Below are 12,390 nucleotides of genomic sequence, written 5' to 3'. Positions count from 1 at the left end.
ATGTCTGTTCATGAATATTTGCTGTATGTGCCCTTGCCGATTATTTGTCTGGCATTCTTCATTATATTCCTGCGTTTTTTGAAGGGTCCACAAGTGGTGGATCGAGTAGTGGCGATTGATCTGATCATCACTTCAGGCGTAGGATTGATAGGAATATTTGGTATTCTATATGACAATGAATCCTTTCTGGATGTCGCGATGATTTTGGCGCTAATAGCCTTTTTAAGTACAATCGCCTTTTCTTATTATCTGGATAAAGGAGAAAGTAATAAAACAAAGAACAAATGAGTGAGTGGGTAATAATAATTTTATGTACGCTGGGAGCTATTTTTATATTGATAGCCGCTTTAGGAATTTATCGGATGCCGGACTTTTATATGCGTCTCACTGTCACAGTGAAGGCTGGTACCTTAGGTGTGGGATGCATTCTTGGTGCAGTTGCATTTTATTTTTATGATTTTGCGGTTTCGACTAAGGTTTTTGCCATTATTTTCTTTTTGTTTATCACTTCGCCGGTAGCCGCTTTTATGATCTCCCGAACAGCTTTTGTTAGCGGAATCAAAATGGTCAACACCCCTTTTGTTGAAGATAAAGGATATGACAGAGAAGAAGTCACAGAAGATGATGTGGAGAATGATTGAATCAAAGGAATACATTGTAAATCAGAAAATTAATGAATAAGCGTACTTAAAATTATACAAAAAGACGATTCATTAATATTAAATGTTTAGTTTCAAAAACAAAAAACTCTGCCAATACGACAGAGCTTTTGTTTGTTTTTATTAAGTAAATTTACTGAACCTTTACAAGTGTATACACCTGAGATTCATACACCTGAGTGTCAGCATTTATCGTTTCTATTTTCAAATTCATGCTGGTTTCAGTAATGTCCATCGCTTTGCCTCTTTCCTGGTGCGTAATGTAATTGATAACAATATCACCATTGCTGTTATTATAATCGTATTGCAGATTCTGCTCAAAAGCCGTGGTGCAGGAAGTTGGATTCAATTGTACTCTCCACAATATTTTACCGGTTCCGTCTTCCCGGAATTCCCATCGGGATTCCTGCTGGCAGTCGCCGTACAAGAAAGTTTCGGAAGTAGGTGCGTTCACATTATTCACTACTGTTTTTACCATTTGTACGGGTTTCCATACGCCGGTAACTTCAGGATATACAATCGGGTCTTCATTGTCACAGCTCAGTGTTGTAAGCAACAACATTCCTGCAAAAAATAAAATTATCTTTTTCATTTTTAAATACAATTATTTTTTCATATTAAGCGTTATTTCTCCATTAAAAATTCCCTGAGGCGTACTTATGGCAGTCACTTGTTTAAGAGTCATTTCGTTATTGGTAAGATGGGATACGGTGAATTCTTCGATAGATCCATTGTATTTTGCAGTAATAGTTTTAGTATCAGGATCGTAGGCGTATGTAAAGTTGTCATTTCCAATTTCCTCACAAGGACCGGTAATATCCTGTTTCAGGAGGACAAATCCGGTTTTATCTGCATTCAGATCTAGTTTTGAATCTCTTACGCATGCGGATTCCGATGATGTATTAGGAACGGGAATTGGAAAACCTCCGGAGGTAAAGGTTCCTTTCGCAGTCATCTTCTGAACTTTCCAGTTTCCGATTACTGAGGTTACTTCCTCCTCCTTTTCGTCATTTCTGCAAGAAACTGTCATCAGCATTCCCGCCATCATTGTAAAAAATAATATTTTTTTCATGTTAAATTGAATAAGATGGTAAAGTTAAAATTTTTCCCGACGTAACAAGAGCGTTTTCTGAAACTTTTTGCTTTTTTCCAAAGAATAATAGCCTTTTCACCTTTTATCCCAAATCTGAAGTGATTTTTTTCATGATAAGTTCAGTAGAATTGGGTTGCGCATTTATAAATTCACCGGCATTCTTTCCCATTTCTTCCAATAATTGTTTGTCGTTCATAATTTTTAGAATAAAATCGGCAGCATAGTTTTCATCGATAAACGAAGCACCTCCTTTATTCCTGATGAGGTCATCAGCTTCCGGATTTTTTTGGTATCGGTTTCCGAAAAGGACGGGAGTTCCAAAGGTGGCCGCTTCCAGAATGTTGTGAAGTCCGGCCGAATGAAAACCTCCGCCTACGAACGCAAGATCAGCATAAGCATATATTTTAGAAAGCAAACCGACACTGTCAATAATCATCACCTGAACGTCCAGTTGATCAAAGGTTGTTTCACTATATAAAACCGCATTCGGAAAAAGATGTTGAAGATGTTCCACTCTTTTCAGGTCATGAGGGGCGATGATAATTTTCAATTCTGGTAATTTTGCAGAAACGATCACGGCAATTTCTTCCTCCGTTTCCCACGAACTGCCGAAGACCAACAATGGTTTTTTCCCTTTAAATTCAGAAATAAAATCAACATGAGGATCTCGTTCTTTTATCTGTCGAACCCTGTCGTATCTGGTGTCTCCGGAAATGGACGACTGATCAAGTTTGATGGTTTTCGCTAAAGCATAGGAAGTATTGGTCTGATGAAAAAACCAGTCCACATTTTTCCTCAGTTGGCGCACAAACCATTTACCATAAGGTTTGAAAAAGATTTGTCTTTCATAAAAAAGCGAAGAAATCACATAGATTTTTACCTGATCTCTGTTAAGTTTCTGCAACAGATTGTACCAATATTCATATTTTACGGTGAAAAAAATAACGGGCTTGAAATTCGAAATAAATTCATTAATCCAAACCGGTTTGTCGAAAGGAAGATAACACACCGCAGTTGCAATGGTATTTTTTTTAGCCACGACTTCATATCCTGAAGGTGAAAAAAAAGTGATGAGAATTTTATAATCGGGATATTTATTTTTCAAACTTTCCAATACCGGAAGTCCTTGTTCATACTCGCCAAGGCTGGCCGCATGCATCCAGATGACACGGTCGGTTTCTGAGAAAACTGATTTAAGAATATCGCAGCTTTGCCTTCTGCCGGCAAGTCCGCGTTTCAGTTTATAATTAAATGATGCTCCGATTTTCATTCCGAAAATCATTAAACTGATGAAAATATTATAAATCCTCTGCATTATATTCTATTTTATAACCACGGCAATGGTGATGAACACAAGTACTACGGCGATCCAGCTAAGCAAAATAGCCACCATGCTGACTTTGGGTTTGGCTTCTGTATTGACAGCTTTACGAAGGGTGAAATCCTGCAAGTTCAAAAAAATCAGTGAAGCTGAAAACTGGAGCAACCGCAGGCCCAGAACTGCAATTAGGGTTTGTCTGCCTTGGTTTTCATGGGTTATTTCTACAGGATAATTGAATTTTTCGGGAAACTGAAAAAAATAGATGAATAATCCAAAAATAAGCAGTGCCATCACCGGAAGAGCAAAAACCAATTTCTTGTTTCCGAACCGGTAAGGTTTGCCTTCAAAATCAATTTTTGTAGGAATCTGGTCGGGAAGTGAAGGGTATTTTTTTAATGTAATGTACCACAACCACAGAAGCAGCGCAGCATTTACAATATCAAAAACAATCAGAAATTCCATTTTAGTCCAAAATATTTCTAATAAAACGAAGTCGGTGCGAATGACGTCCTAGCTCTTTATTGAAAATTCCGGAAGAATCTACTGAATCAATCCGTACTTTGCCGTAACAATGAATAATTTCATACATATTCAGCATAATGCCGGAGTGAACTATTTCCCCATTTTCGTCTTCAAAAAATGCGAGATCGCCAGCGTTGCTTTCACCGGCAAAAAACAAAGCTTCTCCCTGTTCAGCTTGTTTGGAAAGCGTTCTCGGGAGTTTTATTCCATATTGCCGGAATACGAATTGGACAAAGCCGCTTGCATCGAGGCCAAAACCGCTCCTGCCTCCGTACATATAAGGGGTATTAACAAGGCTTTTTGCAGTTTTTGCAATATTTTCTCTCGAAATTGATAATATTTTTTCAGGCAAATCCGACCAAAAACTGGGTAAAAATTCTGAACGGTTTCGGAATTTTTCTTTTATGTTTTCTAAAGTCTCCGCACCGGAAATTTTTATTACGTTTTTGTGATCAATCCAGCCTTCTGTTTCGTCATCATCTGAAGCAATTCTGTAGAATCCGTCTTTTTCTTCCAGAATCTCCGCAGTTTCATTAAAAAGCAATTGAGAAATCATGACAGATTCTTGATGATGATCTTCCAGAATGGCTGTAAATGCCACATTGCAATACACTTTTCCCATGGATTTTTTATATCTTCCGGAGCAAATTAACCCCGTCACGCAAAGGTAAAATAAGATTTTCAAAATCCTCGTCTGCGGCGATCAGTTCATTCAACTGGCGGATAACCTGCGTGGATTTTTGCTTCGGATTTTCTTGCAGTACTTTCCCGTACCACAGCACATTATCGAACATCACAACAGATCCGGATTTCAGTTTTGGTTTTATTGAATGAAAATATTCCACGTAATTTTCTTTGTCCGCATCTATGAAAACAAGATCGAAAGTTTCGTTGGTTTCTTTCAGGAAATCTTTCGCATCCTGAATTCTAAAATCAATTTGTTGCGAAAATTCACTTTCAGCAAAATATTTTTTTGGAAGATAAGCCAGTTCTTCGTTGATGTCCAGTGTGGTAATGACGCCTCCTTTAGGCAATCCTTCAGCTAAGCAAAGCGTAGCATATCCTGTGAATGTTCCTATTTCCAGAATTTTTTCAGGCCGAAGTATTTTGGAAATGATGGTTAGAAATCTTCCTTGCTGATAACCTGAAATCATGTGAGGTTGCGTAGTTTTCTGATAGGTTTCTTTTCGCAGGCTTTTCAGAATTTCAGGTTCCGAAGAAGCGTGCTGCTCCAGATACCGGTCCATTTCGGGGAGTTGTTCGTCAAAATAACTCATCTTTACTTTTTTTCAAATGTATAAAAAATGAAACAAAAAACCTCGCCCGATGGTTCAGGCGAGGTAGTATAAAAGATTATTTATAAAATAAATTACTTCTTAGGTGCAATATCCATCAGCTTCATGAACTCGTCCAGTTTTGGCATGATGATGATTTCGGTTCTTCTATTTTCAGACCTTCCGGATACAGAAGCGTTGGTGGTTTTCGGGTTGTATTCACTTCTTCCTCCTGCAGTAATTCTGTTAGGATTTACTCCAAATTCATTCTGTAGAATTTTCGCAACCGATGTTCCTCTAAGTGCGGAAAGATCCCAGTTGTCACGCGGAACATTCGCGGAATTCAAAGGTACATTATCTGTATTTCCTTCAATAAGTACAGAATAAGTATCGTAATCATTGATTACAGAAGCTACTTTCCCTAATATTTCTCTCGCTTGTGGCAATACTGCAAATTCTCCAGTTTTGTAAAGCATTTTGTCTGATAATGAAATCATGACCACGCCTTTCAGCACTTTTACCTGTACATCGTCGTCAGCAATATTGTCCAGAGAACGCTTTAGCTTGTTGGAAAGCGCCAGGTTCAGGCTGTCATTTTTAGCATTGGTGGAAATCAACTGTTTGATGTACGCATTCGACGCATTGATTTCGTTAATCAATTTGGTAATGTTCGTAGAACCTTGTGTTGTATTGTTCAAGCAGGCGTCCAGCGAGGTTTTCAGAGCATCATTCTGGCTTTTCAGCAAAGTGTTTTCGCTTACTAAACCGGAATTTACTGATCGTAAATCCTGAATTTCACGCTGTCTTTCTGCCAAGTTTTCAATGCTCTGTTTGTAGTTCGAATTCAAAGCGTCAAATTGCTTTTTGCTGACACAGCTTGTCAATAAAATTGCGACGGCTGAAATACCTAAAAAACTTTTTAATTTCATTATGTTTATTTTTTAAAAATTGTCGATTTTAAGAATTTCAAATATAGGCAAAATTTCTCTTTGTAAAAGATGACTTATCTTTGTATTCCTTATATTTATGAAGACTTTAACACTTTCTGCGTTTGAAAATTCGCTCGTTTCAATTACCGAAAACGGCAGAAATAAGACCTATCTTATTGCCGTCAGCGGAGGTGCAGATTCTATGCTTTTGCTTCATCTGATGAAAGAACTGGAATACGATTTTCACGCTGCTCATGTAAATTATAAACTGCGAGGAGAAGATTCTGACCTTGATCAGAAAATAGCTGAGGATTTTTGTAAAAAATATTCGGTTCCGTTTCATTTGTACACCGTTTCAGATGCAGAAACGAAGCCTTCCGGTTCTGTTCAGTTGTGGGCAAGAGCATTGCGCTATGATTTTTTCAGGAAAATAATGAATGATAATCAGCTGGATTTTCTCATGACGGCGCATCATCTGAACGATCAGCTTGAAACTTTTATAATCAATCTTTCCCGGGGAAGCGGTATTCGTGGGCTTTCCGGAATTCCACAAAGTGACAACGGAATTCTCCGGCCATTGTTGCAGTTTCCCAAGGAGGAAATTTACCGTTTTGCAAAAGAAAAACAGGTTCCTTATCGGGAAGATCTTTCGAACCAAAAAAATGATTACCTCAGAAATGAAATCCGAAATCAAATCGTTCCTTTATTAATCGGAACCAACCCGAACTTTTTGGAAAATTTTCAAACTTCACTGTCGTTGCTCTCTGATTCCCGGCAACTAATGGAAAATAAACTGGAAGAAATTGCGGACGAAATGACAACTTTTTCGGACGAAAATATCCTTCTGAATAAATCTTTATTTTCTGGACAGTCTCTCTTTGTACAATCCGAAATTTTGCGAAAGTATGGGTTTTTGTATTCAGATGAAATTCAGAAAATTATGAAAGCGGAAAACGGGAAAATATTTTTTTCCAACAAATACCGTTTATTAGTAGATCACGATACTTTGGTAATTACCGAAAAAAAAAGTGTGGAGAAGATGGAATCCATCCAAGACATCGCGTTTTTTCGTGCCGGGAATATTTCGGAAAATGAAATCTTCACTTTTCAGAATGATGACTTTCAGCTGAAAATGCAGTTAACAGATCGTCCGACATCCTTAAGAGATAAGAACGAATGGCTCTTTGATTTTGAAAAACTGAACTTTCCTTTGAAAATTCGAAAAGCGAATGAAAGGGATCTTATTTTTCCTATCGGGATGATTGGCAAAAAGAAACTGTCAAAGTTTTTTAGGGATGAGAAAATACCTATTTTAGCCCGTGAAAAAATCTGGCTGCTGTGCAATGGTGATGATGAAGTTCTGGGCGTAATTCCGTTCAGGCAGGACAGAAGATATGCCGCTGACAGTGCCACAAACGCTTTTTTGAAAATATCAATACAGATTAAAAAATGAATGTTAAAAATTGGTTTATTCTTGTTTTAGCTTTTTTATATACAGGAATTTCTGCCCAAATAAAAGATCCCGTAAAATTAAAATTTGATGTAAATCCGGCTGGGAACAATGTGTATGAAGCCGTGATTTCGGCAACATTGGAAAAAGGCTGGCATATTTATTCCAAAGATTTGCCTCCGGATAGCGGAATTCCAACCGAAATGATCGTGACTTCAAAAGAGGGCATCGAACTGATTGGAGGAATTACAGAAGTTGGAAAAAAACATGACGAGTTTTCCGAAGCGTTTGGGGTTCAAATTGTGTATTTTTCCAATAATGCGCAGTTTAAGCAGAAATTCAGGTTTAAAAATCCTGAGAAACCAGCTGTTATTTCCGTTGAGTTTACTTATCAAACCTGTGACGACCGCGTTTGCCTTGCTCCTAATACTCTGGAATTTGAAAAGAAAATAACACCTGTGAGCGCAGGTTCAGGTTCAGGTTCAGAAAATCAGGAAACTTCAGAAGAAACAAATCCGCAGAATGAAGCTGTACTTTCGCCGCCTGATGTGGCGACAATCGTTCAGGCAGCACCGTTAGATCCAAAGAATTTAAAAATTAATTCACTGGATTTCAATAATCCTCTGACCGATTGTGGCACCGATCCGGTGGAGAAAAGTGACAGTTATCTTACGTATCTCATCCTTGGTTTTTTAGGTGGTTTGATTGCTTTGCTGACGCCTTGCGTTTTCCCTATGATTCCACTTACAGTGTCTTTCTTTACCAAAGGCACAAAAGATAAGGCCAAAGGAAGAAAAGATGCTTTTATTTACGGATTTTTTATTCTGCTCATTTTTATTCTGCTGAGTGTCCCGTTTCATGTTATAGACGGTATTGCCGGGAATATTTTTAATCAGATTTCCACTTCGGTCGGGCTAAATATTTTCTTTTTTGTTGTATTTCTGTTTTTTGCAGGAAGCTTTTTCGGGTATTACGATATCACGCTGCCGAGTTCTATTGCTAATAAATCTTCACGGGCGGAAGAAGCGGGAGGAATGGTTGGCATTTTCTTTATGGCACTCACGCTGGTTATCGTATCTTTTTCATGTACAGGCCCTATTTTAGGAACTTTATTGGGAAGCGCGGTAACGGGTTCCAGCAATATTCCGATGCTTCTCACTTTTGCTTTGGCCGGTTTTGGTCTTTCGTGGGCCATTATCTTCGGTTTGCTGGCACTGTTTCCTCAGGCATTACAAAGTTTGCCAAAATCCGGCGGATGGATGAATACTGTGAAGGTGGTTTTAGGATTTATAGAATTAGGTCTGGCACTGAAATTCCTTTCAAAAGCAGATCTGGTTTCTAAAACCTTTTTACTGAAAAGAGAACTTTTCATCGTGCTCTGGATTGTGATTACTTTGGGATTGGTACTTTATTTATTTGGATTGATCCGATTTCCTCACGATGATAAAAAGGCCAAAATTTCATCTGGCAGAAAAGTATTTGGGATCTTAAGTATCGGTTTTTTAATGTATCTTATTCAGGGATTATTTCCTTCAGAAAGGCCTCGTTTGCAAATGCTTTCAGGAATTCTTCCGCCATTGAATGTCAGTTATTTTCATAAAGAAGGAGAAGGAATTCTCGGGCTGCATCCTGAACATGATTATTTCAAAGCCATCGAACAGGCGAAGAAGGAAAATAAACCGTTGCTGATTGACTTCACAGGTTACGGTTGTGAAAACTGCCGTAAAATGGAAGAATTTATCTGGAGCGAACCCGATATTCTGCCGTTATTACAAAATGAGGTGGTTTTGGCATCGCTGTATGTAGATGATAAAGAGGAACTTCCTGAAGATCAGCAAACCAGAATTGATATGGGAAATGGTAAAATGAAACGGATAAAAACCATCGGCGACAGATGGAGCATGTTTCAGCAGGTTAATTTTAACAATAATTCCCAACCGCATTATGTGTTGGTAACCCCTGACGGAGAAGTGATTAATACACCTGTTTCGGGATATATGCCGAAAGAAGATTTTAAAAAATTCCTGGAGTGTGGGATTCAGTATTTTAAAAACAATAAATAAGAAGAATGTAAAATCAACTGTTTGGTTTTTGGTATCTTCGAAGTTATAAAAAGATCATCATGCTGAACTACGAAATATCCGGCAACGGAACCCAAAACCTTGTGCTGCTGCACGGTTTCATGGAAAATCTTCTCATTTGGGAAGAGATGGAAGCTTTATTGTCCGAGAAATTCCGGTTTATTAAAATTGACCTTCCCGGTCATGGCAAATCTCCGGTTTTAGACGAAATTCACACGATGGAGCAAATGGCAATGAAAGTGAAGGAAGTAACGGATTTCCTGAATTTAGAGAAATTTCATTTGCTGGGACATTCTATGGGAGGCTATGTTTCACTGGCTTTCGCAGAAAATTATCCTCAGTTTCTAAAAAGTCTTACGCTGTTTTTCTCCACTTATTTCCCTGATGATGAGGAAAAAAAAGAACAGCGCAGAAAAAGCTTCAGAATTATTCTCGAAAATTTCAGAGCTTACGTTTCAGCTGGAATTCCCAATCTTTTCAATCCGAATGAAAAAGATATTCTGGAAGGAAAAATAGAACTGGCTAAAGAAATTGCACTTTCCACGAAACCTGAAGGTGCGTTAGCCTGTGTAAAAGGGATGATAGAACGACCCGACCGAACGCATGTGATACAGGATTTGGAAGCTAAAATTCTGATTATCGCAGGAAAACACGATGGTGCCGTGAAAACTGATTTGCTCATTAAAAATATTCCCGATAAAACCAATATCAAATCCTACGTTCTGGATTGCGGACATAACGGACATTGGGAAAAACCGGAAGTTTGTGCTGCCATCATCAATACCGAATTATTGCACAATCTGCCGAAAAAGCTTGTGTTTTAAGGGTTAAAAATCTTCTTCTTCAATTTTCTCTTTGAAATCTTCGATGGTTTCGTAGATGTCTTTATAATATTTTCCGCCCGCTGCATTGATGTGTCCGCCGCCCTGAAAATGCTTTCTTGAAAACTGGTTTACATCCACATCATCCTTCGAGCGGAAAGAAATTTTGATAAAATCTTCATACAAATCTTCCATGAAAAAAGCGGACATTCGGGTTCCCAAGATACTTAAGCCATAATTCACAAAACCTTCCGTATCGCCTTTATCGAAACCGAATTCTTTCAATTCATCGCGTTTTAGATAAAGTATCGCAACTTTACCGTCCTTCACAATCTCAATTCTGGACAAAATAAGAGACAGAAGATGAAGTCTGGAAACCGTATTGGTATCCCAGGTATTGGAAGTAATAATCGCCGGATCTGCACCTTTTTCAATGAGATTGGCAATAATCCGATGCGTAGTTGCCGATGTGGAACGGAATCGAAAACCTCCGGTATCAGTCATAATTCCGCAATACAAACATTCCGCAATATCCTGATTAACAATATTTTCTTCTTCCATTGCTTCTATAAAATGATACACCATTTGCGAAGTTGCAGGTACAGATGTGTCGGAATACACGAAATCAAAATCCTCTGGCTGCTGATGGTGGTCGATAAGAATTTTTATGCCTTTCGCTTTTTCAATCCACGGACCAACCAAATTCCCGCAACGGTGTGCTGCATTAAAATCAAGAATGAAAATAACATCCGCCTGATCAATCATTTCCCAGGCTTTTTTGCGTTTGTAATCGGCAATGGTGATTTTTTTAGCTTCCGGCATCCATTTCAGAAATTTTGGAAAATCGTTGGGAACTACCACTTCTGCATTCAAACCTTTGATATTCAGATAATGCTTCAGACCCAGCGAAGAACCAATAGCATCACCGTCAGGATTGTAATGCGTAATAATGACGATCTTATTTTCTGGGATTAAAAGCTGGTTGATATCTAAAAGTTCGGACGCTGTAAACATAAAATTTCGGTTTTTGCAAAGTTACCTTTTAGATTTTAAAGTCTCCATTTTTGTGGAAAAGATCAATTCATTCTGTGAATAAAATTAAAAAGCCCATTCCGGATTGAACATTTATAAAATTTATTTGTCGGGTTTAAAAAATTTTGTATTTTTGCAGTCTTAAAATCAGATATAGTTATACACTAAAGATATTAGAAATGAGCAAGAGAACCTTCCAGCCGTCAGAAAGAAAGAGAAGAAACAAACACGGTTTCAGAGAAAGAATGTCCACGCCAAACGGTAGAAGAGTGTTGGCTGCAAGAAGAGCAAAAGGCAGAAAGAGTTTAACCGTTAGTGCAATGCGCGCTAAGAGATAATTCTTTTATTATCATATTAAGAGAATGCTTGAAAGAGAAATTTTTCAGGCATTTTTTGTTGTTAAAATTTGCCAAAATTTAGGAGATCCACAGAACTTTATTTACTTTTGAAAGTTCACATTCATCAATCAATTTATCAGCTTTATTTTTTTATAATGCCGCACAGAAACGAAACGGGAGATAATATCATCAACCTCAGTAATGCTACTATTGCACAGAAAAATTTCACTGTACTCAGCAACGTAGATCTCTACATTCAAAAAGGAAAATTTTGCTACCTGATCGGAAAAACAGGTTCGGGAAAAAGCTCATTGCTGAAAACACTCTACGGACATATTCCGCTTTCCGGAGGACAGGGAAGTGTGGCAGGATTCGATCTGGCAAAACTGCGGACTTCGGATATTCCAAATCTTCGGAGAAAACTGGGAATCGTGTTTCAGGATTTTCAATTATTGCCGGACAGAACGGTTGAGAAAAATCTCAGATTTGTTCTGGCAGCGACGGGTTGGAAAGAGAAAGAAAAAATAGACGAAAGAATCAATGATGTATTGGAAAGTGTGGGAATGAAAACCAAAAAACACAAAATGCCACACGAGCTTTCCGGCGGAGAACAACAGCGCGTGGCGATTGCGCGTGCACTTTTGAATCAACCTGAACTCATTCTTGCAGACGAACCTACAGGAAACCTGGATCCTGAAACATCGAACGAGATTATGACGCTGATGAAAAGAGTTGCGATTGAAAATCACGCTGCAGTGGTGATGGCTACACATGATTACCACATGATTCAGAATTTTCCCGGAGAGGCCATCCGTTGTGAAGACGGAAAAGTTTCGGTTCTGGACACTTCAGAATTGTTCGAATAAATCG

15 protein-coding genes are annotated in these 12,390 nt (G+C 38.3%); 7 read left to right on the top strand and 8 right to left on the bottom strand.

Annotation, left to right across the window (positions count from 1 at the left end):
* Together DQ356_RS01810 and mnhG are read left to right on the top strand one after the other, a co-directional pair.
* Nucleotides 1-288 carry a cation:proton antiporter gene (locus tag DQ356_RS01810; RefSeq protein ID WP_114302738.1) on the top strand — a complete coding sequence of 96 codons (288 nt, stop codon included), beginning with the start codon at nt 1-3 and terminating at the stop codon, nt 286-288.
* Nucleotides 285-641, top strand: a complete 357-nt coding sequence (mnhG, locus tag DQ356_RS01805; protein WP_114302737.1) for a monovalent cation/H(+) antiporter subunit G — start codon at nt 285-287, stop codon at nt 639-641. The genes DQ356_RS01810 and mnhG overlap by 4 nt, the downstream gene beginning before the upstream one ends.
* Nucleotides 642-792: 151 nt before the next feature.
* Here mnhG and DQ356_RS01800 read toward each other — a convergent pair whose 3' ends face one another.
* From DQ356_RS01800 to DQ356_RS01770, 7 genes are all read right to left on the bottom strand, one after another.
* On the bottom strand, nt 793-1,251 hold the full coding sequence (locus tag DQ356_RS01800) for a lipocalin family protein (RefSeq protein ID WP_126723219.1): 459 nt from the start codon (nt 1,249-1,251) through the stop codon (nt 793-795).
* Nucleotides 1,252-1,263: 12 nt separating this feature from the next.
* Entirely contained in the window at nt 1,264-1,731 is a 468-nt protein-coding gene (locus DQ356_RS01795) for a lipocalin-like domain-containing protein (protein ID WP_114302735.1), read from the bottom strand.
* 103 nt (nt 1,732-1,834) lie between these two features.
* On the bottom strand, nt 1,835-3,067 hold the full coding sequence (locus DQ356_RS01790) for a 3-deoxy-D-manno-octulosonic acid transferase (RefSeq protein ID WP_114302734.1): 1,233 nt from the start codon (nt 3,065-3,067) through the stop codon (nt 1,835-1,837).
* Between the two features lie 6 nt (nt 3,068-3,073).
* Entirely contained in the window at nt 3,074-3,535 is a 462-nt protein-coding gene (locus DQ356_RS01785) for a DUF1648 domain-containing protein (protein ID WP_114302733.1), read from the bottom strand.
* Between the two features lies 1 nt (nt 3,536).
* Nucleotides 3,537-4,217 carry a C40 family peptidase gene (locus tag DQ356_RS01780; RefSeq protein WP_114302732.1) on the bottom strand — a complete coding sequence of 227 codons (681 nt, stop codon included), beginning with the start codon at nt 4,215-4,217 and terminating at the stop codon, nt 3,537-3,539.
* A gap of 7 nt (nt 4,218-4,224) precedes the next feature.
* Entirely contained in the window at nt 4,225-4,872 is a 648-nt protein-coding gene (locus tag DQ356_RS01775) for an O-methyltransferase (protein ID WP_114302731.1), read from the bottom strand.
* A gap of 92 nt (nt 4,873-4,964) precedes the next feature.
* A complete protein-coding gene (locus DQ356_RS01770; protein ID WP_114302730.1) occupies nt 4,965-5,798 on the bottom strand; it encodes an OmpA/MotB family protein in 834 nt (277 codons plus the stop codon).
* Between the two features lie 97 nt (nt 5,799-5,895).
* On the opposite strand from DQ356_RS01770, the gene tilS reads away from it, so the two are divergent.
* The 3 genes from tilS to DQ356_RS01755 are packed head-to-tail and all read left to right on the top strand — an operon-like array spanning nt 5,896 to nt 10,153.
* Complete coding sequence (tilS, locus tag DQ356_RS01765; protein ID WP_114302729.1) at nt 5,896-7,251, top strand: tRNA lysidine(34) synthetase TilS; 1,356 nt, start codon at nt 5,896-5,898, stop codon at nt 7,249-7,251.
* Nucleotides 7,248-9,311, top strand: coding sequence for a protein-disulfide reductase DsbD family protein (locus DQ356_RS01760; RefSeq protein WP_114302728.1), 2,064 nt, complete (start codon nt 7,248-7,250; stop codon nt 9,309-9,311). Before tilS ends, DQ356_RS01760 begins: the two co-directional genes overlap by 4 nt.
* 59 nt (nt 9,312-9,370) lie before the next feature.
* The gene (locus DQ356_RS01755) at nt 9,371-10,153 is read left to right on the top strand and encodes an alpha/beta fold hydrolase (RefSeq protein WP_114302727.1); all 783 of its coding nucleotides are present in this window, start codon (nt 9,371-9,373) and stop codon (nt 10,151-10,153) included.
* Nucleotides 10,154-10,156: 3 nt separating this feature from the next.
* Here DQ356_RS01755 and DQ356_RS01750 read toward each other — a convergent pair whose 3' ends face one another.
* Complete coding sequence (locus DQ356_RS01750) at nt 10,157-11,164, bottom strand: DHH family phosphoesterase (RefSeq protein WP_114302726.1); 1,008 nt, start codon at nt 11,162-11,164, stop codon at nt 10,157-10,159.
* A gap of 197 nt (nt 11,165-11,361) precedes the next feature.
* On the opposite strand from DQ356_RS01750, the gene rpmH reads away from it, so the two are divergent.
* On the top strand, nt 11,362-11,520 hold the full coding sequence (gene rpmH, locus DQ356_RS01745) for a 50S ribosomal protein L34 (RefSeq protein WP_114302819.1): 159 nt from the start codon (nt 11,362-11,364) through the stop codon (nt 11,518-11,520).
* 155 nt (nt 11,521-11,675) lie between these two features.
* Complete coding sequence (locus DQ356_RS01740) at nt 11,676-12,386, top strand: cell division ATP-binding protein FtsE (RefSeq protein WP_114302818.1); 711 nt, start codon at nt 11,676-11,678, stop codon at nt 12,384-12,386.
* The last annotated feature ends 4 nt before the right edge of the window (nt 12,387-12,390 follow it).

Source organism: Chryseobacterium lacus (assembly GCF_003336205.1).
In the GTDB taxonomy this organism is placed as follows: domain Bacteria; phylum Bacteroidota; class Bacteroidia; order Flavobacteriales; family Weeksellaceae; genus Chryseobacterium_A; species Chryseobacterium_A lacus.
This window is presented reverse-complemented; position numbering and strand designations above follow the sequence as displayed.